Source organism: Amycolatopsis sp. NPDC050768 (assembly GCF_040654155.1).
Taxonomy (GTDB): Bacteria; Actinomycetota; Actinomycetes; order Mycobacteriales; family Pseudonocardiaceae; genus Amycolatopsis.
Genome location: NZ_JBFAHL010000023.1, coordinates 107,183 through 133,120, shown reverse-complemented (window position 1 = coordinate 133,120; position 25,938 = coordinate 107,183). Strand labels below are relative to the sequence as shown.

Sequence of the window (25,938 nt, the reverse complement as noted above, 5' to 3'; positions counted from 1 at the left end):
CGACGCCGGGCAAGGGACCTCAGATCAACCCGAGCTGCGCCAGATCCGCCGCGTACTTCCGGATCAGCTCCACGGTCACGTGCGGGATGTCCTTGTCCGCGCCGATGCCGGCGTCCTGCACCGCCGAGCGGAAGCGGTCGGTCGGGATGCCGGCCCCGTCGACGGGGGAGGCCGGGGCGGAGAACGCGTGCAGCAGCGGCAGGAGGGAGTGCTGCTTCTGCTTCTCCGGCAACCCGCGGATGGCCGTCTCGAAGCGGGCGAACCACTCGGCGTAGTCGTCGATGCGCTTGATCGGATAGCCGACCGACACGAGCCAGCCGACGTAGGTGTCGAGGGAGACGCCGTCCTCGTGGGGGTTGAGGACGTTGTAGGTGCGGTAGCCCTCGGTTGCCTGGGTGCCGAGGGTGGTGATGGCCTCGGCGGTGAAGTCGGCGGGCAGGCCGTCGTAGTGGGCGGGGGCGGCCGAACTGTAAAACGACCCGGGCGCGATGCCCGTGACGATGAGGCTGAGCAGCAGTCGCGTGAACATGTCCGGGACGTTGAGCTGGCCGGAGTAGCGGCTGTGCGCCAGGATCATGTCGGAGCGGAACGTGGCGACGGGCAGGCCGAAGGCGTCGTTGGCCTCGCGCAGCAGGACCTCGCCGGCCCACTTGCTGGTGGCGTAGCCGTTGGCGTAACCGTCGTCGAGCACGCGCACGGGGCTCGTCACCCGGATGTCGGACACCTCGTCGGCCGAGGACGCCTGGTCGGCGATCACGGCCACTGTGGACAGATAGGTGATCGGTTTCATCCGCGAGGTCAACGCCATCCGGATCAGCTCCGCGGTGCCCACCACGTTGGGGCCGAACAGCTGGTCGTAGGGCAGCACGTGGTTGACCAGCGCGGCCGGGTGCACGATGAGGTCGACGGTGTCGGCCAGCCGCCGCCAGGTTGCCTCGTCGAGGCCGAGGTCCGGCTCGCCGATGTCGCCCGCGAGCACCTCCAGGTGGTCGGCGGCCAGGTCGCGGAAGTGGCGCAGCAGATTGGCGTCGCCGCTGTCGAACGCGTCCTCGAGCCGCCGGTGCGCGGCCTCGGCGGAGCTGCCGCGGACGAGGCAGATGAGCCGGCCGCCCGATTCGGCCAGCCGTTCCAGCCATTCCAGGCAGAGGAACCGGCCGAGGTAACCGTTGGCGCCGGTCAGCAGCACGGTGCCGATGGTGGCCGTGGGGCGCGCCAGCGTTGAGGCGCCGTCCAGGGTGGCGGCGTCGAGGAACTTGTCGAGCGTGAGCGCTTCGGCGCGAGCCTCGGTGCTGCCCGCGCCGTGGACCTTGGCGAAGGTGGGCCGCTTGGCGCCCGACTCGCGCGCGTCCTCGATGTACGACGCTAGCTTGCGCAGGTCGGTCGCCGGGCTGATGACCACGCCGACCGGCACCTCGACGTCGAAGATCTCCCGCAGCAGGTTGGAGAACGTGAGCGCCGACAGCGAGTCGCCACCCAGCTCGACAAAGTGCGCCTCGGGGCTCAATTCGCTCGAAGACGCGCCGAGCAGTGCCTGTGCCGCCCGCACGACCGTGTCGAACACCGGCTGCGAACGCCCGACCTGCCGCAGTTCGCGCAGCTCGCTCGACTCGCGCTCGGCGATCTCACGGTAGAGCTGGTCGAGCCGCTCGCTGTAGTGCTCCTTGAGTTTCGGCCTCGACAGCTTGCGGATTCCTGTGAGCAGCCCGTTTTCGGGGCTGAACGGCTGGGTCTCCACGAGGAAGTCGCGCGGGATCTCGTACGAGTTGAGGTCGGACTCCTTCGCGATGCTCTGCAGCGATTCGCTCAGCTGCGCCTTGAGCTTTTCACCGTCGCCAAACGCTTCGAGCGCCTCCGGCGTCGGCACGATCACCGCGAGCAAGTACGCGCGTTCACTGCTGCCGTACAGATAGATCTGCCCGATCGCCGGTGCGGCCGCGAACTCGGCCTCCAGCCGCGAGACGGCCACGAACTCGCCCTGCGACAGCTTCAGCACGTTCTTGCGCCGGTCGAGGTAGAACAGCGTGTCCGGCGCGGTCTCGACCATGATGTCGCCGGTCCGGTAGTAGCCGTCCTCGTCGAACACCTCGGCCGTGGCGTCGGGGCGCTTGTAGTAGCCCGGCACCAAACTGGTCGCTTTGACCAGCAGCTCTCCGCGCGGGTGCGGGGAATCCGTGGAGAAGTAGCCGAGCTCCGGGACGTCGTCGAGCTTGTAGTCGAGCACCGGCGGGCGGGTCGGCTTGTGGTCGAACAGCACGATGCCGGCCTCGGTGGATCCGTAACCGTCGTGCAGCTCGAGACCGAACACCGACTCGATGAAGGCCCGCATCTCGCCCGACAGGGGCGCGGAACCGGAGCCGGCCCAGACCATCCGCCCGCCCAGGAAGCTCGTGCGCAGGTCGAGCTTGACCTCGGCTTCCAGCTCGGCTGAGTAACCGGCGCCGAGCGCGCGACGGTCGAGCTCGCTCTGGTAGTGGTGGAAGATCATGTCGCAGATCCGCGGCACCATCACGATCTCGGTGGGGCGCGTCAGCGAGATGTCCTCGAACAAGGTGGACAGGTCGCTCTTCGCGGCGAAGTGGACGGTACCGCCGTCGGCCAGGGTGGAGACGAGCATGGCGCGGCCCATCACGTGGCTCAGCGGCATGAAGTTGAGGTCCACCAAGGGGAACGGGGGCCGTTCGGGGAAGAACTCGTGCCACAGGTTCGCGATGAGCCGGTCGGTGTACATCGCGCCCTTGGGCGTGCCGGTGCTGCCGGAGGTGTAGATGAGCAGCGACAGGCGGTCCGGGTCCGCGCCGGACATCGGCGCGGGCGCCGCGGTGGCGCCGCGTTCGAGCACCGCGCTCAGCGGCTCGACGACGATCGGGCTGTCGGCCGAGGCGAGCCGCGCCTCGGCGGCCTCGAACTTCTCGCGCTCGGCGTCGACCTCGGGGTGGTAGTCGAACACCACCAGGCGCCGCACGGTCGTGCTGTCGAGCACCAGGTCCACGGCGGTCCCGAGGTTGTCCACATTGGACGCGAGCAGCTTCGGCGCGGTCTCGGTGACGATCGGCTTGAGCGTGCCCGCCGTCGTGCCCGCCTGCAGCGGCACGGACACCACGCCGGCGCGGACGCAGGCGAGGTCGATGATCGCGTACTCGGTGCTCGTGAAGCCGAGCGTGGCCACGAAATCACCGGCCGCCACGGAGGCTTCGGCGTGGTGGGTCCACTCGCCCGCGATGGCGCACGCGCGCTGCCACGCTTCGCGGTAGGTCACCATGTCGAACCGCGGCAGCAGCCGGCGCGTGGTGCGGCCCGTCGCCGGGTCGGTCACCGCCTCCGTGGCCCGTTCGGCGAAGGCGGCGCGGCCGGCGTACCCCGTCATCACCGTTTCGATCAGCTCCACCAACGACAACCCCGGTCGTCGGATCGCCTCGGCGATGCCGGCGTCGGGGGCGGCGTCCCGCAGCTGCGGCTCAGCTGCCAGCAGCTGCTCGACGCGGTGCTCGGTACTGGTGATCTCGGTCGGCGGGGTCGCCAATGCTCAGCCCTCCCTGGGTCGGCGTTCGTCCAGCGGGAGGCGCCGTCGGCTCCTTTTGGGCTAGTTGTTTGCGTCCCCTAAGTTTACTGATCGTGGTCGGCCGAACACCTGCTCGTGTTTGTGATCATGAACGCGTTGTGCCGTCTTGATCACGCCTGGTAGGGAAACGGTCAGTGGGCAACAGGAGTCCCACGTACCCCGAGATTCACTGACACGGACGAACTGCGCAAACCGGATCAGGAGGGACTTCCGTTGCGCAGGAAGAAGTACGCGTAGCGCTCGTCCAGGTCGTTCTTCGGGACCAGGTGGACGGCGAGCGGCTGCAGGCCGCAGCGGGTGGCGGTCTGCCAGAACGCGTCGATGCCGTACGTGGTCATTCCGGCCAGCCCGGTGCGGTAGGCGCGGCGACGGGGTCCGGTGCGCCACGAACCGGGGTCGTACTTGATCTGGATCATCGCCAGGCCGTCGGGAGTCAGCAGCTGCCGGGCGATGCGCAGCAGCCGTTCGCCGTACTCCGGGGTGGGGATGAGCTCGAAGACGTAGCAGGAGAAGAAGACGTCGACCAACCCGCCGACGGCGTCGAGTGCTTCTTCCGGTTTCGCGACGTCGATCGCGACCGGCAGGAACGGCGTGTCACACGCGGCTTTCACTTGGCGTTCGCATTCGTGCAACGTTTCCGCCGCGATGTCGATGCCGATGAATTCTTCCGCGCGCGGAGCGAAGTGGATCGCATTCGCGCCACCACCGCAGCCCCATTCCAGAACGCGGTGCCACGGGCCGGTGAAGCTCGCCATCCGGGCGCCCGCGTCGAACAGGTCGAGGTGCTCGCGGCCGAGGCGCGACCACAGGTCGCTGCCCTGGAACACGGACGCGTCGCGCCAATGTGCGTTGGCCTGCCAGCGATCCCCGCTCGGCCGGCGCCAGTACGTCTGCGAATCGGCCGAGATCCGGGATTCCGGCTGACGGGCGCCGACGGTCGCGAGTACACGCTGCGCGAGCTCTTCGGCACTCGCGGCCACCCTTTTCGCGTTGGCCACGGAAACGTGGTTCAGCAGGTTCCGGAAGTTGGCCGGTTTCTGTCTTTCGGACATGGCGGGAAACCCTTTTCGCCGTCGTTTCGGTTCACTCGCTCAGTCCGAAACCGCGGAGTGAGCGTTACCGAAGTGCGCGAAACAAAAGCGAATACCCAGAATGCCCAAAAACGATTTATCGGGATGAAAAGGACTCAGTTCACGCAGGGGACGCCGTCGCCGGTGATCGGCGGCGGGGTCTGCGCGGGCGCGGGGCTCACATACGCCGCCGGGTGCACCTGCGGCGCGCCGCCGGTGCTCGACGAGCCGCTGGAGTCCTCGTAGTCCTTGCCCAGGAACACGCGGAAGTGGTCGTTGTCCAGCGAGGTGTCGGGGCTCACGGCGATCCCGCCGAGCGTCTTCGCGATCTGTGTCGCCTGGGTCTTCTGGCTGTGGCCGTAGAAGACGATCGACATCTTGCGCGTGGTCGCGTTGGCCACCGTGCCCTTGGTGTACCCGGCGGCGGCGAGCTTGTCGGCCACGCTCGCGGCCAGGCCGCTGGTGTCCGACGCGTTGCGCACGTCCACGGTGTACTGGCTCAGGCTCGAGTCGCCCGGCGAGGCGGGCGCGTTCGACGAGGCCGCCGGCGTGCCCAGCTGCTGGCGCACGAACTGCTGCACCTGGTCGGGATCCACCTCCACCGCGTCGCCGTCCGACGGCGTCTTGAGCGAGATGTTCACGACCGGCACGGTGACGAACTTCAGCGCGCCTGCGCTCATGCCGTGCAGCTGCTGCGCGAACCCGACGATGTCCCAGCCGGAGTCGACCACCACGGCCTTCTTCACGGCCGTGATCAGGTTGTCCAGCTTGCCCGGGTCGGCGAGCGTGCCGGCCGACAGGATCGTCTTGGCCATGCTCGCCATGAACACCTGCTGGCGTTTGATGCGGTCGAGGTCGCCGTTGGGCAGCCCGTGGCGCTGGCGCACGAACTGCAGCGCCTTCGCCCCGCCGACGCTCTGAGGGCCCGCCGCGAAGTTCGCGCCCGAGTACGAGTCGTGCACGGGCTTGCTCAGGCACACCGGCACGCCGCCGACGGCCTCGCTCAGGTAGTAGAAGCCGGCGAGGTTCACCGCCGCGTAGTGCGTGATCGTGAGCCCGGTGAACTGCTGCACGGTGTCGATCGCCGTCTTGGCGCCGGCCTGCGCGGAGTCCGTCTCCAGCTGGTTGCCGGACACACCCTGCGCGACCAGCTTGTTCTTCTCCGCGACGAGCCCGTAGGTATACGCGGAGTTGATTTTGTGTTTGCCGTAGTCGCCGGCGATCTTCACGTAGGAGTCGCGCGGGATGGAGATCGCGGTCGCCTGGCCGCCACCCGCGGGGATGTGGATGACGATCATGGTGTCGGTCGTGTCGCCACCGTCGTCCGCGCCGCCCGCGTGCAGCTGCGAGAGCACGTCGGCGGGCAGCGGATTGCCCTGCGCGTCGGTGCGCGTGTCGAGGCCGACCATGAGGATGTTCTGCTCGCCCAGCGGCGGCTGGTCGGTGCCGGTGATCACATCGGCCCTGGTCAGGCCGTCGGTGAGTGACTGCAGGGTCGACCACGCGTAACCGGTGCCGCCCAGCACGAGCAGGGACACGACCACGAGCACGACTTGGGCCGCGCGCAGCGGACCGGAGGCCTTGGTGCGACGCATCAGGGCTCCTTTTCTGCAGTTTCTCCGGCATCCCGGGGCCCGACGCCGTCCGGTGCTCGAAATGCCAACGGTAGCGGCCCCGTTTCCGGCCTCGGCCGGGGGGCGTTTTCGATGTCGTAACGGGAGTGGACAAGACCGGACAAAGGTCTGTACCGGTGATTATTCGCGGTTCGCTCGCGGGGCCGGCGCAGAGTGTTCACGCGGGCACGTGAAATCGCCGCCGCGAGGACACGGGGTCTCCTCGCGACGGCAATCCGTCCGGTGGGGTGCCGCTCAGCGGAGCAGCTGGGCCTTGACGTCCGTCTTCAGCACTTTGCCCACCTTCGACCGCGGGAGGTCGGGCCAGATCCGGACGACCTTGGGAGTTTTGACGCTGCCCAGGAGCTCCTTCACGACGGCGCGGAGCTCGCCCTCGGACACCGACCGTCCTCTGTGGAGCTGGACGACCGCGGTGACCTGTTCGCCCCACTTCTCGTGCGGCAGCCCGACCACGGCGCAGTCCTGCACAGCCGGGTGTGTCATCAGGGCCTGCTCGACTTCGGCGGAGTACACGTTGAAACCGCCCGTGATGATCATGTCCTTGGCGCGGTCGACGATGTGGAGGTACCCCTCGTCGTCGAGGTAGCCGATGTCGCCGGTGTGGTGCCAGCCGTAGCGGCTGACGTCCTCGGTCGCGGCGGGGTTCTTGTAGTAGCCCGGCATCACGAGCGGCCCGCGCACCACGATCTCGCCGCGCGCGCCGGATGGCAGCAGGGATCCGTTGTCGGACATGATGGCCACGCGCGTGAGCGGCGTGGGCCTGCCCGCGGAGGTGAAGCGTTCGCGGGCGAGGGATCCGTCGGCGTGGAAGTGCTCGGCCGGCGCCATCGTCGAGATCATCATCGGTGCTTCGCTCTGGCCGAAGAGCTGGCCCAGCACCGGGCCGATGCGCGTGATCGCCTCTTCGAGCCGCGCCGCCGACATCGGAGCGGCCCCGTACCACAGGCATTCCATCGAGCTGAAGTCCGTTGTGGACAGATCGGGGTGGTCCAGGAGGAGGTAGATCAGCGTCGGCGGCAGGAACGTGTGCGTGATGCGGTGCCGGTGCACCAGAGCCAGGAACTCGCCCAGGTCCGGCTTCGGCATCACGACGATCTCGCCGCCCAGCGCCAGCACCGGGAAACACAGCACCCCGGCCGCGTGCGTCAACGGCGCCAGCGCGAGATACCGCGGCCGCGGCGAGAACGGGTAGCTCATGAGCGTGAGCGCCGACATCGTCTCGACGTTGTGCCCGGTCAGCACCACGCCCTTCGGCCGGCCGGTGGTGCCGCCCGTGCCGACGAGCATGGCCACGTCGTCGGGCGGCGCCGCATCGAACGGTGACGCTTCGAGCCCGTCGAGCCACTCCGTCAACGACACCGCGCCCGTCAACGACACCGCGCCCGGCATCGAACCGTCCAGGCACACCACCGTTTTCACCGCCGGGAGGTCCGGCAGGATGCGGGAGACGAGCGATGCGAACGAAGACTGCACCAGCAAGCACGTGCAGTCGAACAGGTCGAGCAGCTCCCTGTTCTCCGCCGCCTCGTTGCGCGGGTTGACCGGGCACCAGACCGCCCCTGCGCGGCTGATGCCGAAGACGCAGCCGAACGAAACCGGGTCGTTCCCCGAGAGGATCGCGACCTTGTCGCCCGGCCGCACGCCCGAGCGCGCCAGCGCCCGCGCGACCCGCCAGGACAGCTCCTGGACCTCGCCGTAGCTCAGTGAGGCCGTCTCTTGTGCCGGGTCGCCGTAGGTCAAGCACGGCGCCGAAGCGCCCAGCGAGGCGCCCTTGTCGAGGTAGTCGATCAACCGCACCGCTCGTCTCCCCGGCTCACGCGTGCACGGTCAGCACGGGGTTGGACACGAGCCCGAACGACCGCAGCACCCCGAGCAGCTCCCGGTGCCCGAACGCCTGGCACGCCGACGCGAACCCGGCCCGCCGCGGCGGCTGCTGCAGCAGCGAGTACGCGGCGTACGCCTGCAACAGGCCCGTCTGCTTGTAGTTGCAGGTCCCGTGGATCACGCAGTGGGCGCGGCCCAGCGGGCCCGACGCGTGCACCGAGTCCAGCGACGTGTTCAGCCGCTGGTTCTCCCGCGGCGGCATCTCGTCGCGCACGGCGGCGGCCTGCTCGTGCAGCACCTTCAGCTTCTCGGCTTCCGGCAGGTCCTTCACCTGCTCCAGCACAGCGGCCACGATCATCGGCACGCCCTGCATCAGCGCGCGGTCGAACACACCGCCGATGGCCTTCACGTTGGCCACGCGCGGGTCGCGCTTGAACCACACCGGGTGCGAAGTCCCGCCCCACGGCAGCGCGAGGCCGGTTTCGTGGTGACCGGGCACGACGACGTCGTGCAGACCGCCGTCGGCCGGCCACTCCTGGTACTCGTTCTGTTCCAGGTAGTACGCCGAAGAAAGCGCCGCGTTGACGAGGATGGTGCGAGTCGACGCGACAGTCGGGTAACCCTTCCAGAACACCAGGATGTCCAGGGTGTCCAGCCCTGGCGTCTCCAAGCAGATGTTCGCGGCGATCTCGCCGGTCGTGTACATCTGCGCGATGCCCGGCGACAGCAGCAGCCCCTGGGCCGCCATGTCGGCGCCGTAGCGCTCCTCGGCCGAGATCAGCCAGTCCTGCTCGCCGGTCGTGTCCAGGTAGTGCGCCCCCGACGCGAGGCAGGCCTGCACGACCTCGTGGCCGTACTCGCTGAACGGGCCGACGGTGTTGCACACCACCGACGCGCCCGCGAACAGCTCGGTGAGCGGCCCGACCTCGTGGGCCACCTCCACCACCTCGTGGTCGACGGTGTCGAGGCCGGGGATGTGGTCGAGCGACTCCTGAAGCCGGGCCTTGTCGCGCCCCGCGGCGACGAAGGGCACGTTGTACTCGCGCAGGTATTCGCAGATCAGGCGCCCGGTGTAGCCGGAAGCGCCGTAGACGACGACGGGCTTGCTCACGACGGTTGTCCTTTCGCAGAGGTCGCTGAAGTCAGTGGGGTCGGCTCGGGTTTCCGGTCACATGCCCATGCCGCCGTCGACCGGCAGCCCCGCGCCGGTGATGAACCGGGCGGCGTCGGAGGCGAGGAACACCACGGCGTCGGCCATGTCGGCCACCTCACCGAGCCGCCCCGCCGGCGTCTGCCCGACCACGGCGCCGATCGCTTCTTCGACGCTGGGGAACAACCCCACTTCGACGACGTCGTTGGCCAGCTGGTTGCCCATCTGCGTGGGCACGAGGCCCGGGTACACGCAGTTCACGCGCACGCCGTAACCGAGCTTCCCGGCCTCCATCGCGGCCACGCGCGTGAGCCGGTCGACGGCCGACTTCGTGGCGGAGTAGCCCGCGATCCCGGGAAACGCGATGGTCGCGGCCACCGAGGAGATGTTCACGATCGAACCGCCGTTGCCGGCCGCGCCGCCGGGGCGCATCGCGCGGAACGCGTGCTTCACGCCGAGCGCGGTGCCGAGCACGTTGACCTCGAGCATCTTGCGCACGTGGGCGGGGTCGAGGTCGGCGACGAGGCCGGTGATCTCGACGCCGGCGTTGTTCACCAGCACGTCGAGCCCGCCGTACTCGCCGACGACCGCGCTCACGGCCTGCTCCCAGCCCGCGTCGTCGGTCACGTCGAGGCGGACGAAGCCGGCCGTCGCGCCGGTCTGCTTGATCGAGTCGGCCGTGGCGCGGCCCAGCTCCTCCTGCACGTCGGCGATGACCACGGTGGCCCCGGCCTTCGCGAGCGCCTCGGCCATCCCGGCCCCCAGGCCCTGTGCCCCACCCGTCACCAGCGCGGTTCGCCCGCTCAGGTCGTACGAAACCATCGACATCTCCTCCTTGAGACATGCGGCGTAGGTCACACCGTAGCTAACTTTGGACAGTCGTCAAGATTTTCTTGGACAGTCGTCAAGGAATTTCCGCATCGGGTCCCGGGTCGCGCTAGACTCCCGGCGTGACGCAGGCAAAGGAGCGCATCTCGCGCCGGGGCGTGGACAAGTTCGCCCAGCGGCGCGAGCAGCTGGCGGAATCCGCGCTGCAGACGCTCGCCGAGCTGGGCTACGCCCGCACAAGCCTGCGCGAGATCGCCCAGAAGTCGGATTTCTCCCACGGCGTGCTGCACTACTACTTCGCCGACAAGGTCGAGCTGCTCACCTACGCGGTGCGCAAGTTCGAAGAGGTCTGCGTGACGCGCTACGACGACGTCGTGGCCGAGGCGCACACCGCCGAGGAGCTCGAACGCGGCTTCGGCGCGGCCATGGCGGCGACGCTGCGCACCGACGCCGTAATGCACCGCCTCTGGTACGACTTGCGCAACCAGAGCCTGTTCGAGGAGTCCTTCCGCGCCGACGTGCTCGAGATCGACGAGCGCAGGCAGGCCATGATCTGGCGCGTCGTCGAGCGCTACGCCGAGCTGGCCGGCGCCGTGCCGCAGGTGTCCGAGGCCGTCGCGTATGCCACGTTCGACGGCCTCTTCCAGCAGTTCCTGCTCCGCCACCTCGCCGGGCGGGAGACCGCGGCCGACGAGCTCGGCGAAGCCGTGCCGCGCGTGGTCAAGCAACTGTTCTGCACGGCCTGACGGCGCGGGTTTCCCGGCCGTGTGAGTGCGGCGGGCGGATCCGGTGCAGCGGGTTAGGATGCCGGACGTCGGTTGGGCAGGCGGGAGGGCCAGTGGTCGAGAAAGCGCGCTGCGCTGGGGGTGCGTGGTGACGGCGTCTGCTTCAGCCGAGCTGCCGCCGGAGCCGCAGGAGGTGGTCGGCCCGCTCACGCGCGCGGCGATCTTCCTGGTGGTCCGCGTGAACCCAGGCGGCGAGTCCGTGGCGAAGGACCTGCTGGCCGATCTGGCCGGGTTGCAGCGTTCTGTCGGGTTCCGGTCGCTGGACGGCGGGCTCACGTGCGTGGCCGGCATCAGCTCGTCGGCGTGGGACCGGATCTACGGCTCGCCGAAGCCGGCCGAGCTGCACGACCTGCCCGTGTTCGCCGGGGACAAGCACACCAGCGTGACGACCAAGGCCGACCTGTTGTTCCACCTGCGGGCCGAGCGGATGGACCTGTGCTTCGAGCTCGAGTCGCTGATCATGGAGCGGCTCGACGGTGTGGTCACGGTCGTCGACGAGGTGCAGGGCTTCCGCTACTTCGACGCGCGTGACGTGCTCGGGTTCGTCGACGGCACCGAGAACCCGACCGGCCGCGGCGCCGTCGAGGCCGTGCTGGTCGACGACGACGAGGCGTTCAACGGCGGCAGCTACGTGATCGTGCAGAAGTACCTGCACGACATGACGGCGTGGAACAAGCTCACCACCGAGCAGCAGGAGCTGGTGATCGGCCGGCGCAAACTGTCCGATGTGGAGCTGTCGGACGACGAGAAGCCCGGCGACTCGCACATCGCGCTCAACGTGATCGAAGACGAAGACGGCAACGAGCTGGAGATCCTGCGCGACAACATGCCCTTCGGGCGCCCCGCGTACGGCGAGTTCGGCACGTACTTCATCGGCTACGCCAAGACGCCCTCGATCATCGAGACGATGCTGGAGAACATGTTCGTCGGCTCGCCGCCCGGCAACACCGACCGCATCCTCGACTTCTCGACGCCGCTCACGGGTGCGCTGTTCTACGTGCCCGTGGCGGAGTTCCTGGAAGACCCGACTGTCGCGAGCGACGAGTCGGCCGAACCCGAAGTCAAGCCGGAGCCCCCGGCACCCAAGCCCGGCACCTCGCTGGGCATCGGCAGCCTGCGAAGGAGTCCCCGGTCATGAACAACCTGCATCGCGAACTCGCCCCGATCTCCGACGTCGCCTGGTCGGACCTCGAGGACGAGGCCCGGCGCACGTTCGCCGAGTTCGCGTCGGCGCGCAAGGTGGTCGACGTGGTGGTGGCCGACGACGCGACCCTTTCGGCCGTGGGCACCGGGCACGTCGAGGGCGTCGAGAGCCCGCTGGCCGGCGTGACCACGCGGCTTCGCACGGCGCAGCGGATCGTGGACCTGAAGGTGCCCTTCACCGTCACGCGCGAGGCCGTCGACTCCGTGGAGTGGGGCGCGAAGGACCCGGACTGGCAGCCGGTGAAGGACGCCGCGCAGGCCATCGCGTACGCCGAGGACCGCATCGTGTTCGACGGCTTCGCGGGCGCCGGCATCGCGGGCATCCGGCCCGCGTCTTCGCTGAGCCCGATCGCGCTGCCCGGCGAGGCGAGCGCGTACCCGAAAGCGATCGGTGACGCGTTGGCGAAGCTGCGTTCGGCCGGCGTCGCGGGGCCGTACTCGGTGCTGCTGAGCAACGCCGCCTACACCGCCGCGATCGAGGCCGCCGACCACGGTTACCCGGTGCTGGAGCACCTGAAGCAGATCGTGGACGGGGACCTGATCCTGACGCCGGCGATCGAGGGCGCGTGCGTGCTCACGACTCGCGGCGGCGACTACGAGCTGCACTTCGGGCAGGACCTGTCGATCGGCTACACGAGCCACGACGCCGACAGCGTGCAGCTGTACTTCCGCGAGACGCTGACGTTCCTGGTCAACACGGCCGAGGCCGCGGTCGGTCTGACTGCTTGATTCCGAACGGGGAAGCCGCCTTGTGTGGGCGGCTTCCCCTTCGTTTCAGAGCTTTTCCGCTGCTTCGTAGAGGTTCTTCGCGTCCACGCCGAGCGGGGCGCCCTCGAGGCTGAGGGTCTTGGACTCGCCGGTGGTCTCGTCGTAGTCGAGCTCGCCGCGGCTGGTGACCGAGAAGATCTCGCCGTAACCGGTCCAGCGGTTGAAGCCGTCGAACCACGGGCCGCCGCTGGAACCGCCGGCCATGTCGCACGTGGACATCCAGTGGTCGGACACGGTCGGGTCCTGGTGCGTGGGCAGGTCGCACCACATCAGCGCTTCCCCGAAGTACGCCTTCGAGCCGGGGTAACCGACGATCGCGGCCTGCGTGGTTCCCTTGTGGTCGAAGGAAATCCGCTGTGTGCCCGCGACCTGGGCGACGTGGCGGCCCTGCTGCTGGTCGAGCACGACCATGGCGACGTCGGGTTCGCTGCCCGTGGTGTAGGAGTGGCGGAAGGCGAGCGCGCGTGTCGCGAACACCCCGTGCGGGCGGCGGCCCTGGTCGTAGCCGGGCACGAACACGGAGTTCTTGATCGGGATCACCTGGTCCTCCCGGTTCAGCCCGGCGTACGCGCAGTGCCCGGCCGTCACGAGGACGTCGCCACTCGTGCTCGGCACGGCGGTGGCGGTGCACCAGCTGTCCAGCGGCGCCTCGCCGGGCGAGACCTCGGTGAAGAACAGCCGTCCGACCCCCTGCGGCCCCGGCCCGGCCCAGCGCTTCGCCACCTGCTCCACGCGGTCGATCGTGTCGGCCCCGGCGGCCTTCATCTTCTCGGGTGTCCAGTACGCGAGCGCGGCCGCACGGTCGGCGGCGCTGAAGGCGGTCACGTCGTTCTCACCGGCGGCGGAGGCGGTGGTGGCCGCCGTGGCGGCTGTAGCGGCGGTGGCCAGCACGGCCGCGAGGGTCACCAGGGTGCGGCGGATCGTCAAGATCGTCATTACCAGGAGACGGCCGGGGACGCGGGCGGTTCCGCCCCGGTCCGGTGAATTGCCCGGTCGTACTACGCGGCGGTGCCGCCGAGGGCGTCGAGGATCTTCTCGCACGTCGCGGCGAAGCGGGCGGCTTCGGTGGGCGAGACGACGTCGAAGAAGAGCTTGCGGACCTGCGCCGCGTGGGCGGGGGCGGCGTCGACGATGGCCTGGTGCCCGGCGGGGGTGAGGCAGAACTCGGGGGAGCGCGCGTTGTCCGTGGGCTCGCGGCAGACGAGGCCACGGCGTTCCATGCGCTTGAGGTGGTGGGAGAGGCGGCTTTTCTCCCAGCCGGTCGACTCGATGAGCTCGTACGCGCGCATCCGCTCGTCCGGGGCTTCGGACAGGGTGACGAGGATCAGGTAGTCGGCGCCGGAGAGGCCGAACTCGTTCTGCAGGTGGCGCGCGAGGGCGTGGTCGAGGCGCTGGCTCATCGCGAGGAAGGCGCGCCAGGCACGCTGCTCGCCGTCCCCGAGCCAGCGCGGTTCTGTCATGAGGGGCGATGGTAGCGGGGCCGGTTTCGCACCAGCACCGGCAACGCGGCCAGCAGCGCGAGGCCGCGCACGGCGCCGGCGACGGGGTAGGGGACACGCAGCCCGAAGGCCGCCGCGAGGAAACCGCCGGTCAGCGTGCCGAGCGGGATGAGGCCCCAGCCGAGGAGTTTGTAGACGCTGGTGACGCGCCCGAGCAGCGGCGCCGGGACGAGGTCCTGGCGGAGGCTGACGGTGACGACGTTCCAGAGCGTGGTCACGAAACCGTTGAGGGCGAGGAAAACGCCGAGGACAGCGGCGTTCGGGCTGAGGCCGATGGCGGCGAAGACCGCGGCGTTCGCGGCGAGGCTGGTGACGAGTGCGCTGAGTGGCCCGATTTTCGCGACGATCCGGGCGTTGACCAGACCACCGGCGACGCTGCCGACGGCCGCGGCCGCGAGCAGCACGCCGTAGCCGCCGGGGCTGACGTGGAGGGTCTGGGTGGCGAGGAGGACGAGGGTCGCGGTGGCGAGCTGGCCGCAGAAGGTGTTGACGCCCAGGAGAATCGCGAGGGTGCGCAGCAACCGGTGGTGCGCGAGCCAGCGGAGCCCTTCGGCAATTGGGGCTTTCCGCGTGGCTTGGTGCGTGCGGCGAGGCAGCTTCGCGACGAGCGCGGCCGACGCGGCGAAGGAAACCGCGTCGAGCCCGAACGGAAGGGCTGCCGTGAGCGCGAACAACGCGCTGCCCAGCGGCGGGCCGGCGAACTGGACGCCCACCGTCTTGACGACCTGAAGGGAACCGTTGGCGCGGGGCAGCAACGGTTTCGGGACGACCTCGGGCAGGAACGCCTGTGCTGCCGTGCCGAAGACGACATCGCCGGCACCGAGGGCGACGGCGGTGAGGACCAGCAGCACGATCGTCGCCTGGTGGCCGGCGACGAGCAGCGCGACGGCACCGGCGACGGCGGCTTGCGCGAGCTGCGCGCGCGTCATGAGCCGGACGCGGTCGTGCCGGTCGGCCCAGGCACCTGCGGGCAACGAGAGCAGCAGCCACGGCACGTACTCGGCGGCGGCCACGAGCGACACGAGCCGCGGATCGCGCGTGACGGTGACGGCCAGCAGGGGCATGGCCGTGACGAAGGCTCCGTTGCCGACGTTGTCGATCCCGTTGGCCCCCCACAGCTTCCGGTACCCGGCCGGCAGTTTTGTCACGACGGCGATCCTGGTGGCGGAGCGTCGGCCGCGACATCTTTTAGCTCCTTGCTACATACTCGGCGGGGTGGCAGACATCGTCGAGGTGGGCGTCGCCGAGCTGGCGGCGACGCGGTTCGCCGTGTCGCCGTTGTCGGAGACGGTCGCGGCGTTGCTGCAGGTCATGGGGCGCACCTGGGGGCCGCTGCACCAGCCGTGGTTGCGGTGGGTGGCCGACGAGCTCGCGCGTGAGCCGCTCGACGTGCCGCTGGCGTGGGCTTTGCTGACCGCCAAGGGCTTGGGTTGGCCGAACTTCCTCGTTCCCGCTCCGGCGCACGCGACCAGCACGATCGACGACGATCTCGCCATGCTCGGGCGCACTGCGGCGCGGCAGGTGCGCGCCAGCATTTCGCGGGTTTTCGGGGACGATCCGCCGCCGGTCGTCGCGGAGTTCGCGGCGCGTCCGGCGGCGGGGTTGCGGGTGCTGGCGGCCGAGCTGCGCGTGGCGTACGAACGGCTGGTGGCGCCGCACTGGCCGCGGATCCGGGCCGTGCTGGACGCCGATGTCGTCCATCGGGCGCGGCAGCTGGCGGTCGGTGGCGCGGAACGGCTGTTCGCCGATCTGCATCCCGAGCTGAGCTGGTCGGCCGGGTGGTTGCGCCTGTCGGGGACGGGCCGGGACGTGGTCGTCAACCGGGGTCCGGGTGGTCTGGTGCTGATGCCGGTCGTGCTCGGCTCGCCCGATGTGCTGATCAAGCGCAACACCGCCACACAGACTACCGTGCGGTATCCGGCGCGCGGGGTTGGTGCACTGTGGACAGTCGGTGCCGCGCCGGTCGGGGACGCGCTGGTCAGGCTGCTGGGCCGGCCGCGGGCCGAGCTGCTGGAAGCCTTGCGGTCGCCCGCGACGACCACGGATCTGGCGGTGTCGCTCGGCGTTTCGCCGAGCGCGGTATCGCAGCACCTGCGCGTGTTGCGGGAGAACGGCCTGGTCGCGGGGCAACGGTCCGGGCGTTCGGTGCTGTACCTGACGACTCCGCTCGGCGAGGCGCTGCTCGGCCGGCGCGCTGTTACGTGATCCTGCGCAGCTGTTACGCCGCGCGGACATTCGCCTGACGGTCCGGGGACACGCGGGTTGCACCGTGGTCCGGGTGATCGTCGTGGGGTCGTCCGGGAGTGGGAATGCCTGAAATGCGTGCCAAGTTCGTGCTGTTGCTGCTGCCCGCGGTGCTCGTCGCGGGGTGTTCGACGGCGGCGGCGGAGTGGCCGACGGGCGTTGCCTCGGGTTCGTCCGACCCCGACACCGATCCGGCGCAGGGCGGGATTCCGTCGGGCAAGGACCTCACGCCGTTCGACACGAGCTACCCGGCCGTGTCGAAGCTGGATCCGAACCTGCTGAAGGCCGTGCAGCAGGCGGCGACGGACGCGCGGGGGCGGGGGATCGAGTTCAAGGTGACTTCGGGGTGGCGGAGCAAGGCGTATCAGCAGCGGCTGCTCGAAGAGGGGATCCAGAAGTACGGGAGCCTCCAGAACGCGCGCCAATACGTGAACACGCCGGAGAAATCGACGCACGTCTCCGGCAAGGCCGTGGACATCGGCCCGACCGACGCCGACGACTGGCTCATCCGCCACGGCGACGACTACGGCCTCTGCCAGGCGTATTCCAATGAGCTGTGGCATTTCGAGCTGCTCACGACGCCGGGTGGCACGTGCCCGGCGCCGTTGCCGAACGCGGCGGGTTAACTTTCCTTGGTGCGGCGGCGAAATGTGTCGATCAGGAAGCACGCGACCGGGTCGCCGCCGCGTTCCGGGGTGCCGAAGCCGGGCCCCGGTGGGGTGACCACGCGGCCGTTCGACGTGGTGAAGGCCGTGCCGGTGGCCGACGCCGTGGCCGGCACCGCCTCGAACGCCAGCGAGCCGCCGATCACGGCCAGCGCCGCGACCCCCTTGCCGATGGTCCTCATCCGCTCCTCCTCCGGTTCGTGACACCGAGCTTGGCACGCGAATTCGTCACCGGTCAAACAGGTTGCGCATGAGGTAATACTTCGGTCAGGCCTCCGGCGCGCAGTCATCCTCCCGCGACGTTCATTACCTGGTGGACGCCCGTGCTCACTCAAGGTTGCTTTCTTGGGGGCAATCCCACTTCGGGCGGTAATCCGTCCGTGGTGTGGGCATATTTCGAGTGAGCAGGCCAGACCGGTGAATGAATCACCGGCGGCCGCGCTCCGCGGCGGATCGTCCGCTCGCGTACAGGGAGGGAGCCACTCCATGACCAGCACTCTTCGCCGGGCCGCCACCATCACCGCTCTGGCCGGCGCGGCCGCCGCCTCCGTCGCGTTCATCGGCGTGGGCACGGCGTCGGCCATGCCCACCGACTTCCGCTGCACCGCGGCTCAGGTCGACACCACCATCGTCGCCGGCGACCCGGGCGCCGGCCAGCGCTACGCGAACGTCGTTTTCACCGCGAAACCCGGCGAGTCCTGCAACTTCCAGGGCGCCCTGCCGGTCTCCTTCATCGGCGCCGACGGCGTCACCGTCACCCCCGAGGCCGGCTCCTCGGACGCGCCCCTGGTGACCATCGCCGACGGTCAGCAGGCCACCATGCTCCTGCACTGGAGCGGCATCGAGGCGCCCGAGCACCAGGTTCAGCCCACCGCAGTCACCATCACGGCCCCCGGCACCACGACCCCTCGCGGCGACACCAGCGACCCGCAGATCACGCTGCCGTGGGACCAGTCGCCCCTCGACGCTTCCGCCGAGGCCCACAACGTCACGGTGGGACCGGTCATCGCCGCCTGACGCCGGGGCTCGTCGCGCGGCCCGAGGGGTGCTGACGTGCCATGATCGGGCCACGCGGCGTCGATTCCTGGAGATGGCATGACTACCACCGGCCGGCGGGAGGCCGAGCTCAACAGCGGGATCCTCCCCGGCAACGTGCATGTGGACGACTGGGTGATGTTTCTGCTCGCCGTCGTCTCTGTCGGGGGCCTGGGCTACCTGCTGCTCGGGCCCCCGCCGCCGGCAGCGCTCGACGCGTGGTTCTTCAGCGTCGACTGCGTGGTCTGCGGCATCTTCCTGCTCCACTTCCTCTGGCGGTGGCGCAAGGTCGCCTGGCGCATGGCCTTCCTGACGCGCAACTGGTACGAGGTCTTCGCGATGATCCCGGTCGCGTACCCGCCGTTCGTCGCGCAGCACCACCTGATCGCCGGGCTGCTGCTGCTCATCCGCATCGGCCGCGCGGCCGACCGGGCCGTCGGGGAGCAGTTCTTCTACCGCCTGGTGGAGAAACTTTCCGACCCGATCGTGCGCGCCATCAAGAAACCCGTGACGATCGCCGTGCTCGACGAGGTCGTCAAGGTCCTCGAGACGGGCAACTACCCCGAGAACCTCGCGAAGTCCCTCAGTGAGAACAAGGTGGAACTCCGGGCCATCATCACGGAAAAACTCGCCGCCGACCCACAGCTCGGCCGCCTGCGCCGCCTGCCGTTCCACGACGAGATCGTCCGCGCGGCCGTCGACGCTTCCTTCCGGGTCTTGCTGGAGGTCCTCCTGGACTCCCGCATCGACGACTTCTTCTCCGCCGTGGTGAGGGAAAACCGCGAACAAATCCGCCGCGCCGTCTCCCTCGGTCTGAGCGAGGTGGACGACTCCCCGGACGAAGGCCTGCTCCGCACCCGACCCCAACGCACTGCGGCACGGGAGTACGACCTCAGCCATCCCCGTCCGGAACCGACCAAGCCGCCTGAGAAGCAGCGGTGACCGGAGGCGGCTGCTGGGGTGCGGCCGTGTCCAGCGTGCACCCGGTCAGCACGCCGCCCAGCGTCGCGCCGGCGGCGAAAGCGAGCGTGACGGCGCGGACCGCGTAGCCGGCTGTGCAGTGGATCTCCATGTCGACCCCATTCATGTCGATGTGACGATTATGGGGTTCACGGTAGGCCCGACCACCTTTAACGTCAAGATGACGAGAATTTGGTCAGGAGCTGCGCAGCATCGCGGGGTGCAGGATGGTGGCCGGGCCGCGTCGGAACACGGCCGCGGGGCGGCCGGCTTGGCGTGACACCCGTTCACCGGTCGGTACCAGAAAACCTGGCACGCTCATGATCTTGCGGTGGAAGTTTCGGGGGTCGAGGGTTTCGCCCCAGACGATCTCGTAGACCTCGCGCAGGTCCGTCACGGTGAACTCGGGACCGCAGAACGCCGCCGCGAGCGTGGTGTACTCGAGCTTGCTCCGCGCGCGTTCCACGGCATCGGTGATGATCTTCTTGTGGTCGAACGCGACCGTCGCCCGCGGTCGCAGCACCTTGTCCACAGGCATCAGCACTGCCTCGCTCGCGTCTCCGCCCGCTGCGGGCTCCGGCAGGTTCGGCGAGAAGCCGAGGTAGCACACGGTGACGACCCGGCGACGCGGATCGCGCCCCGGTGTCCCGTAGGTGCGCAGCTGCTCCAGGTGCAGATCCTTCGCGTGCAGCCCGGTCTCTTCTTGCAACTCGCGTGCGGCGGCGACGTCAAGGTCTTCCTCGGCTGAAGCGAGGAATCCGCCGGGGAGCGCGAGCATCCCCTCGTATGGCGGGATTCCGCGCTTCACCAGCATGATCTGCAGCGCTCCCTCGTGGACCGTGAGCACGGCGAGGTCCACGGCGACGGCGACCTCGGGCGGGGTCCAGCCCTCGTCGTCAGGCATCGTCGGCGCGTTCCGCGGCGCCCGGGCGAGTGTCCATAGTGCACAGTGTAGCCGCCGGGAAAATATTCGTCGTATTGACGAGAATGTGCCGTGCGGTCTACCGTGCAACTTGCACTCATCACCTCCCGCCGCCGACCCCGTCCGACCGGGCCGCCGGTCACCCCGTGCTGCCCGGGAGGAAACGCCATGACGGAACGAATCGGAGCGACCCCATGATCGTCATCCTCACCGCGCTGGACATCGAGCACGGCGCGGTCCGTGCCCGGATGACCGGTGTGGAGCAGCGCAGCCACCGGGCCGGCACGCTGTTCGACGTCGGCACGCTCGACGACTGGCCGGGGTGCACCGTGGCCCTCGCGGTCACGGGCATGGGCAACATCACGGCCGCCGCGCTCGCGGAACGCGCCGTCGCGGAGTTCTCCCCGGCGGCGATCCTCTTCGTCGGTGTCGCCGGCAGCCTCCGCGAATGGCTCCAGCTCGGCGACGTGATCGTGGCGGACAAGGTTTATGCCTACCAGGGCGGCCGCAGTGTCGACGAAGGGTTGCTGAGCCGGCCACGGGCCTGGGAGCTGTCCCACCGCGCCGACCAGATCGCGCGCTCCCTCAAGCGCGACGGCACATGGAGCCGTTCTCTGTCGGCGGAGAGCCAGGGCAACACCCCGCGTGTCCACTTGGGACCGATCGCGGCCGGCGACGTGGTGCTCGACTCCAGGCTCTCCGACGTCGCGGAACTGTTGCGCAAGAACTACAACGACGCCGTGGCCGTGGAGATGGAGAGCGCGGGCCTGGCCCTGGCCGGTCACCTCAACGAGAACATCCCGGCCGTCACGATCCGCGGCATCAGCGACCACGCCGGAGGCGAAAAGGAACTCACCGACGGCGAAGGCTGGCAGGGGCCGGCTTCCCGCAACGCTGCCGCCTTCGCCGTCGCACTGGCCGCCGCCCTCGACGACGGGCGGGACGGCGAGGGCCGTGCGAAGGAGGATCCGGCGGTGCCGCCGAGTTCCGGCCCGACGATGATCGCGCGAGACAACGCTCACGTCGGCCAGCAGATCGGGATCAACCACGGCACCACGAACTTCGGCGGAGGGCAGTGGTGAACTTCCCTCCCGGCCAATCAGGTCCGGTTGCGCAGGACAACGCGCACGTGGACCAGCAGATCGGCGTCAACTTCGGGGAAACCACGTTCCACAACAACGGAACGTACTACGTCAACCAGGAAGACCCGCCCGAAAGGAAGTTCGCGGTCGCTCTCAACCACCTGCGGGGTGGTACGGCGCGTGCTGCCGAATCGATCTTCGCCGACCTCCTGCGAAACGGACACGCCAGCACGCAGACCGCGTACTACTACGCGCTCTCCGTCTTCAGCGAGCGCTCGCTGAACGAGATGGGCGACGAAATGTACTCGCGGTACCGCGATGCGAACCGCACAGCAGCGCGGTTTCCGGACGACGAGTGGCGGGCCGCGCTCGCCGTGGTGGCCGATCTGCTCTCGTGCGTGTGGCGGCAGGAAAGCGGGGAGGCGCTCGACCAGACCGCGCTGACGAAGGCCATCGACAACTTCAACGCCCTGTCCGTCGGCCGCCAGATCGAGATCACCCGGCACCTCGACATGATGCTCGGCGGCGCGATCCAGGACCACCTCGACGTGGTCGAAGCCCAGCGCGTGGCCGAGGCCCGAGTGGGCGGCGGCCGAGCGAGACGCGCGTGGAAATTCTTCGAGCCCGTCCCGGCGAAGCCGAGGCTCCTCGGCGTGCAGCCCGTGAACGTTCCCACGGCTACGTGGGCCCGGATCTGGCTGGGTGTCGCGGCGTTCGTGATCGCGGTGATCGTGGCGCTGTCTTCGATCGGTTCGGGGAACACGGCGCTGGGGTTGGTCGCGCTGGTCGTGTTCGGTGCCGGCGTCTACGGTGCCCTGCGATTCGGGCTCGACCGGGAGTTCCGTGCCAGGAAGCTGGCGTGGCTGGACGCCGAGCACGGATACACGTTGCAGCGACAGGCGATGGTGTCACCGGGGCACTGGGTCTCGACCGACTTCGTCCGGCAGATCCACGAGCAGGTGGACGCGCGGTTCTCCGAAGCCCGGCCGCACGTCGAAGGTCAGTGGCAGGCGGCGACCGAAGGGGTTCGCGAGTACCTCAAGTGGCGGTTCGTCATCCTCTACGGAAACGCCCAGCTCAAGGCTCCCATGGTGAACTGGCTGATCCGGTGGCACGCGAAACGCGTCGCGGACGGCTGGCTGACCGGCACGAGGTTCGGCTATCGCGCCGGCTTACTGCCGTCCTCACAAACGATCGTGTTGTTCCGCGTGGGTGTCGCGGCGGCGGTCGCCGGATTCGTGGGAATGGCGAGCTCGCAGGCCGGTTACGTCGGAGCCGCGGTCTTCGCCGCGGTCGGCGCCTTCCTCGTGTGGCGTCCGGTCGTTCAGGTCTATGCCGCACGGCAGTTGCACACGGAGCAGGAAGCGGCCGGCCGGCGGTTGTTCGCCGAGGAGCAGCAGGGCTACGACGCTTGGCTGGCAGTGCTCGCCGATCGGCCGTCGGACGCGGAGATGGCTGTGTGGCTGGACCTCGACAAGTCCCACCTCAAGACCTCGGCTCTGCGCCGGGCTTCGCTCGCGAACCGTGATGTGGTCGCTCACGTGGTTCTCACGGAAGGCGATCCGTCGGCGCTCCGCGCCCGGGAAGTCGGTGGGCCGATGCGGTACTCCAAGTATGTGGTCCTGGTCTTCCTCCTGACGCGCAGCGGGGTACGGGAGATCGAGGTGGATCTCGACTTCCTGAACGCGAACACCCACGACGAGCGGCGGACTTCCTTCCGGTACGACGCCCTGGCGTCCGCGCGGGTGTCCGAGGTGGGCGTGCGCTACGCCGACAACAAGCGCTACATCGTGCGGTCCGACGACACCGCCGGGCATCTGGACAAGCACACCCTGCGCAAACGGGCGTTCCGGCTGCGCCTGCTCGACGGGGACGACATCTCGGTGGTCGTCGAGACCTACCGCCGGCAGATCGACGTGACCGAGCAAGAGGACGAGGCCCGGCTCAATTCCCTGGCGCTCGAGGCGTCCGGCATCGTCGGTGCGCTGCACGTGCTCGAAGCCGTCGCCGCCGAGGGCCGGGACTGGATCGCCCGCGAGCAGGAACGTCGCCGGCGGCGGTCCGAGGACTGGCGCCGCGCCGGCGGACCGAGGTTGCTCGGCGACGGGTTGCGGGACCCCTTCGGTGAAGACGGCCCGGAGGCGGGACCGGAGGTCCCCGAGCCACGGTGACCCGGGGGAGGGAAACCCGGGGGCGGTCTTCGGGCCGCCCCCGGGCCTCGGCCGACGGCGCCGTCAACCGCTGAACGAGTGCTGCACGCCCCGGCCCGGGCGGTGAGGGGGCGGGAGTACGCTGGAGTCCTTCGTTGTCGTTGCTGCACAAGGGTTGTGTTGGCGCGCACACGGGGTGATCCGATCGTTTCCGAGGCAAGCTGGGGAGCGTCGGGAGCCGAGGCGCGGGTTGGAGAAGTGAACGTGGTGGATAGCGGGCAGCAGGTGCAGCCGTGCCGACGGCAGGAGTGCTCGGAGGACTCGCTGTGGCGCGGGCTGTGCGCCGCGCACTGGAGCCGGTGGCAGCGTGGCCTGGATGCCCTCGAACTGGCCGAGGACGACGTGCCGCCCCCGCCCGCGCAGGTGTGGTGGCCGCCGGAGCGCCAGGCGGTGCCGTTGAGCAGCCGGGTGCTGCCGGGGTCCTGACCTCGGCGGAGGATCAGCCCTGATCCGAAGGGATCTCCACCTCGGCCCACAAACTGGCCAGGTTCACCACGATCCCCTCCTGGCTGCTGCGCGCGATGATCACCACGGCGTCCTCGCCCGTGGGGTTCTCTTCGCGGTGCGGCACGTACGGGGGCACGAACACGTAGTCGCCCGGCGAGGTCTCCAGGCGGATCTCCGAAGCGCCGTCCGCGAAGACGAACACCGGGTGGCCCGACTGCACGTAGATGGCGGTCTCGGCCTCGCCGTGGTGGTGGTCGCCGGAGTTGGTGTGGGGCGTGACGTGCGTTTCGCCCATCCAGACCTTCTGCGAGCCCACCGTTTTGCCCGAGATGGCCTCGAGCCGGCGCATCCCGGTGGTCTGGTTGGTGTCCCCGGTCAACGAGCCGCCGCGGATGTGGCGCAACGGCTGGTGCCACTGGTCGGTCATCGGGCCTCCACGGTTGATTCCACCACCGTAAGGCGAGCCGGCCCCACCCGCAGCACGCCGTCGTCGAGGGGGACGCAGCGCACGCCGCCGCGGCCGCGCAGGCCGCGGAAGGCGCCGGGGGCGACGGAGACGTCCATCCAGGCGCACGGGTTCGCCGGGCGGCGGGCCTGGAAACGCACGGGGCCGTCACCGCTGTCCAGGGTGAACACGGCTCCCGGATGTGAGCGCGTGGCGGCGAGGTCGTCGACGCGGAAGCCGCGCAAGACGATGTTGCGGCGGGTCAGCAGAGGATCCACCGGGCCGAACGCGTCGAGCGCCGCGACATCGAACACCGTCACGGCGGCGTCGCGGTGCGCGGCGTGGTTGAAGTAGCGGTCGCCGACCAAACCCAAGCCCGCGCGCACTTCGACGCACGAGCGCGACACCGGCCCGGGATCCGGCCGCGGACCGTCGGACGGGCGGCCCTCGAACGCGTGCACCGGTGACACGAGCAGCGAAACGATCTCCACCGGCGTGCCGTCCACGATCCCGACCCTACCCGCGCCAGGATCACACGCCCTCCGAGCGCATCCGGGAAAAGGACAACCAGGATCAAACGGTGGTAGCGTCTTCCGCCACCAAACACGGGGGAGACTGCCGTGAGCTGGTACGACCGCGTCTTCGTCGACACCGGACGCGCCGCCGCGATGTGGGCGGTGGTCGGGTTCCTCGTCACGTTCGTGGTCGTGCGCGGCATCACGCGCCGCATCCGCGCGAAGCAGCGCAAACCCCAAGGTAAAACCGGCCTGATCCACGATATTCACATCGGCGGCGTCCACGTGCACCACCAGGTGTGGGGCATCCTGCTGGTGCTGGTCGTCGGCGCGCTCGAATTCCGGTTCTCGCCCGACGCGCCGTGGGGCGAGATCCTGGCCGCGCTGTTCGGGGTGGGCGCCGCGCTCGTGCTCGACGAGTTCGCGCTCTGGTTCTACCTCGACGACGTGTACTGGGCCGAAAACGGCCGCAAGTCCATCGACGCCGTGCTCATCGGCGGATCGTTGGGCATCCTGCTGCTGCTCGAAGCGTCGCCGATCGGCGAGTCGCGCGGGGAGTCGGCGATGTGGTCATACCTGCTGGGCATCGCCGTGCACCTGGTCACGGCACTGGTCTGCCTGCTCAAGGGCAAGCTCGCCACGGGCGTGCTGGGGGTTGTCGTGCCGCTGATCGCCCTGGTCGGCGCGCTGCGGCTGGCGAAACCCGACTCGGCGTGGGCCCGGCGCCGCTACGCCGGGCGCAAGCTCGACCGGTCGCGCCGGCGGTTCGGCGCCCGCTACACCGCGCGCCACAACCGCCTGCGGGACCTCTTCGGCGGAACCCCGACCCCGGACCTGAAGAAGAAACGCGTCAGCGGGAACGCGGGATCCCGTCGCCCGCAGTGAGCATCCGCTGCAGCCGCGCGCGAGCCATGCGGTGCAGCATCTCGCCGAGCTCCTCCGTCGCGATGCGGCCTTCGAGGTCCCGCCGCGTCGCGCGCACCACGTCCGCCACCGTCGTGGCGGATACCCGTCCCGAAAACTCGCCGGTCAACCAGACGCCGACCTCTTCCACCGCGTCGTGGCACTGAACGGTCATCGCTTTGCCTCGCTT

25 protein-coding genes are annotated in these 25,938 nt (G+C 69.5%); 11 read left to right on the top strand and 14 right to left on the bottom strand.

The window, feature by feature from the left end; all coding sequences use genetic code 11:
- Positions 1 to 19: 19 nt before the first annotated feature.
- The 6 genes from car to AB0H62_RS43965 all read right to left on the bottom strand — a co-directional run bounded on the left by car (position 20) and on the right by AB0H62_RS43965 (position 10,059).
- Positions 20 to 3,520 (bottom strand): carboxylic acid reductase, encoded by a 3,501-nt coding sequence (car, locus tag AB0H62_RS43990; protein ID WP_360592233.1) that lies wholly within the window; start codon positions 3,518 to 3,520, stop codon positions 20 to 22.
- Between the two features lie 236 nt (positions 3,521 to 3,756).
- Positions 3,757 to 4,611 carry a class I SAM-dependent methyltransferase gene (locus tag AB0H62_RS43985; RefSeq protein WP_360592232.1) on the bottom strand — a complete coding sequence of 285 codons (855 nt, stop codon included), beginning with the start codon at positions 4,609 to 4,611 and terminating at the stop codon, positions 3,757 to 3,759.
- Between the two features lie 134 nt (positions 4,612 to 4,745).
- Complete coding sequence (locus AB0H62_RS43980) at positions 4,746 to 6,224, bottom strand: LCP family protein (RefSeq protein ID WP_360592231.1); 1,479 nt, start codon at positions 6,222 to 6,224, stop codon at positions 4,746 to 4,748.
- Between the two features lie 273 nt (positions 6,225 to 6,497).
- Positions 6,498 to 8,060 (bottom strand): AMP-binding protein, encoded by a 1,563-nt coding sequence (locus tag AB0H62_RS43975; protein WP_360592230.1) that lies wholly within the window; start codon positions 8,058 to 8,060, stop codon positions 6,498 to 6,500.
- 16 nt (positions 8,061 to 8,076) lie between these two features.
- Positions 8,077 to 9,198, bottom strand: a complete 1,122-nt coding sequence (locus tag AB0H62_RS43970) for a DUF5938 domain-containing protein (protein WP_220244188.1) — start codon at positions 9,196 to 9,198, stop codon at positions 8,077 to 8,079.
- A gap of 57 nt (positions 9,199 to 9,255) precedes the next feature.
- Positions 9,256 to 10,059, bottom strand: a complete 804-nt coding sequence (locus AB0H62_RS43965; protein ID WP_220244187.1) for an SDR family NAD(P)-dependent oxidoreductase — start codon at positions 10,057 to 10,059, stop codon at positions 9,256 to 9,258.
- A 128-nt stretch (positions 10,060 to 10,187) separates the two neighbouring features.
- Here AB0H62_RS43965 and AB0H62_RS43960 point away from each other — a divergent pair, with 128 nt between their 5' ends.
- The 3 genes from AB0H62_RS43960 (at position 10,188) to AB0H62_RS43950 (ending at position 12,782) form a co-directional block, all read left to right on the top strand.
- On the top strand, positions 10,188 to 10,811 hold the full coding sequence (locus tag AB0H62_RS43960; RefSeq protein ID WP_220244186.1) for a TetR/AcrR family transcriptional regulator: 624 nt from the start codon (positions 10,188 to 10,190) through the stop codon (positions 10,809 to 10,811).
- A gap of 127 nt (positions 10,812 to 10,938) precedes the next feature.
- Positions 10,939 to 11,988 carry a Dyp-type peroxidase gene (locus AB0H62_RS43955; protein ID WP_255638446.1) on the top strand — a complete coding sequence of 350 codons (1,050 nt, stop codon included), beginning with the start codon at positions 10,939 to 10,941 and terminating at the stop codon, positions 11,986 to 11,988.
- Positions 11,985 to 12,782, top strand: a complete 798-nt coding sequence (locus AB0H62_RS43950) for a family 1 encapsulin nanocompartment shell protein (protein WP_360592229.1) — start codon at positions 11,985 to 11,987, stop codon at positions 12,780 to 12,782. The genes AB0H62_RS43955 and AB0H62_RS43950 overlap by 4 nt, the downstream gene beginning before the upstream one ends.
- Before the next feature lie 45 nt (positions 12,783 to 12,827).
- On the opposite strand, the gene AB0H62_RS43945 is transcribed toward AB0H62_RS43950, so the two are convergent.
- The 3 genes from AB0H62_RS43945 to AB0H62_RS43935 form a co-directional block, all read right to left on the bottom strand.
- Entirely contained in the window at positions 12,828 to 13,757 is a 930-nt protein-coding gene (locus tag AB0H62_RS43945) for a hypothetical protein (protein ID WP_360592228.1), read from the bottom strand.
- Positions 13,758 to 13,819: 62 nt separating this feature from the next.
- Positions 13,820 to 14,281 (bottom strand): MarR family winged helix-turn-helix transcriptional regulator, encoded by a 462-nt coding sequence (locus AB0H62_RS43940; RefSeq protein WP_220244182.1) that lies wholly within the window; start codon positions 14,279 to 14,281, stop codon positions 13,820 to 13,822.
- Positions 14,278 to 15,468 carry an MFS transporter gene (locus AB0H62_RS43935; protein ID WP_360592227.1) on the bottom strand — a complete coding sequence of 397 codons (1,191 nt, stop codon included), beginning with the start codon at positions 15,466 to 15,468 and terminating at the stop codon, positions 14,278 to 14,280. Before AB0H62_RS43935 ends, AB0H62_RS43940 begins: the two co-directional genes overlap by 4 nt.
- A 67-nt stretch (positions 15,469 to 15,535) precedes the next feature.
- Here AB0H62_RS43935 and AB0H62_RS43930 point away from each other — a divergent pair, with 67 nt between their 5' ends.
- Positions 15,536 to 16,525: an ArsR family transcriptional regulator gene (locus AB0H62_RS43930; RefSeq protein WP_255638445.1), complete on the top strand. Its 990-nt coding sequence runs from the start codon at positions 15,536 to 15,538 to the stop codon at positions 16,523 to 16,525.
- Positions 16,526 to 16,629: 104 nt separating this feature from the next.
- The gene (locus AB0H62_RS43925; RefSeq protein WP_220244179.1) at positions 16,630 to 17,190 is read left to right on the top strand and encodes a M15 family metallopeptidase; all 561 of its coding nucleotides are present in this window, start codon (positions 16,630 to 16,632) and stop codon (positions 17,188 to 17,190) included.
- Here the strand turns inward: AB0H62_RS43925 and AB0H62_RS43920 are convergent.
- The gene (locus tag AB0H62_RS43920; RefSeq protein WP_220244178.1) at positions 17,187 to 17,411 is read right to left on the bottom strand and encodes a hypothetical protein; all 225 of its coding nucleotides are present in this window, start codon (positions 17,409 to 17,411) and stop codon (positions 17,187 to 17,189) included. The genes AB0H62_RS43925 and AB0H62_RS43920 overlap by 4 nt on opposite strands.
- Before the next feature lie 304 nt (positions 17,412 to 17,715).
- Between AB0H62_RS43920 and AB0H62_RS43915 the strand changes: the two genes are divergently transcribed.
- Entirely contained in the window at positions 17,716 to 18,246 is a 531-nt protein-coding gene (locus AB0H62_RS43915) for a DUF4232 domain-containing protein (protein ID WP_360592226.1), read from the top strand.
- Between the two features lie 78 nt (positions 18,247 to 18,324).
- Positions 18,325 to 19,206 (top strand): ion transporter, encoded by an 882-nt coding sequence (locus AB0H62_RS43910; protein WP_360592225.1) that lies wholly within the window; start codon positions 18,325 to 18,327, stop codon positions 19,204 to 19,206.
- Between the two features lie 214 nt (positions 19,207 to 19,420).
- Here AB0H62_RS43910 and AB0H62_RS43905 read toward each other — a convergent pair whose 3' ends face one another.
- On the bottom strand, positions 19,421 to 20,128 hold the full coding sequence (locus AB0H62_RS43905) for an NUDIX domain-containing protein (RefSeq protein WP_220244175.1): 708 nt from the start codon (positions 20,126 to 20,128) through the stop codon (positions 19,421 to 19,423).
- Between the two features lie 212 nt (positions 20,129 to 20,340).
- Here AB0H62_RS43905 and AB0H62_RS43900 point away from each other — a divergent pair, with 212 nt between their 5' ends.
- From AB0H62_RS43900 to AB0H62_RS43890, 3 genes are all read left to right on the top strand, one after another.
- On the top strand, positions 20,341 to 21,228 hold the full coding sequence (locus tag AB0H62_RS43900) for a 5'-methylthioadenosine/S-adenosylhomocysteine nucleosidase (protein WP_360592224.1): 888 nt from the start codon (positions 20,341 to 20,343) through the stop codon (positions 21,226 to 21,228).
- Entirely contained in the window at positions 21,225 to 23,399 is a 2,175-nt protein-coding gene (locus AB0H62_RS43895) for a hypothetical protein (protein ID WP_360592223.1), read from the top strand. The genes AB0H62_RS43900 and AB0H62_RS43895 overlap by 4 nt, the downstream gene beginning before the upstream one ends.
- Before the next feature lie 237 nt (positions 23,400 to 23,636).
- A complete protein-coding gene (locus AB0H62_RS43890) occupies positions 23,637 to 23,864 on the top strand; it encodes a hypothetical protein (protein WP_220244172.1) in 228 nt (75 codons plus the stop codon).
- 13 nt (positions 23,865 to 23,877) lie between these two features.
- On the opposite strand, the gene AB0H62_RS43885 is transcribed toward AB0H62_RS43890, so the two are convergent.
- Both AB0H62_RS43885 and AB0H62_RS43880 read right to left on the bottom strand, forming a co-directional pair.
- A complete protein-coding gene (locus tag AB0H62_RS43885; RefSeq protein WP_360592222.1) occupies positions 23,878 to 24,312 on the bottom strand; it encodes a cupin domain-containing protein in 435 nt (144 codons plus the stop codon).
- Positions 24,309 to 24,836, bottom strand: a complete 528-nt coding sequence (locus AB0H62_RS43880; RefSeq protein ID WP_220244170.1) for a molybdenum cofactor biosysynthesis protein — start codon at positions 24,834 to 24,836, stop codon at positions 24,309 to 24,311. Before AB0H62_RS43880 ends, AB0H62_RS43885 begins: the two co-directional genes overlap by 4 nt.
- Positions 24,837 to 24,950: 114 nt before the next feature.
- On the opposite strand from AB0H62_RS43880, the gene AB0H62_RS43875 reads away from it, so the two are divergent.
- Positions 24,951 to 25,730: a hypothetical protein gene (locus AB0H62_RS43875; protein WP_220244169.1), complete on the top strand. Its 780-nt coding sequence runs from the start codon at positions 24,951 to 24,953 to the stop codon at positions 25,728 to 25,730.
- Here the strand turns inward: AB0H62_RS43875 and AB0H62_RS43870 are convergent.
- On the bottom strand, positions 25,696 to 25,923 hold the full coding sequence (locus AB0H62_RS43870) for a hypothetical protein (protein ID WP_360592221.1): 228 nt from the start codon (positions 25,921 to 25,923) through the stop codon (positions 25,696 to 25,698). The genes AB0H62_RS43875 and AB0H62_RS43870 overlap by 35 nt on opposite strands.
- Between the last annotated feature and the right edge of the window lie 15 nt (positions 25,924 to 25,938).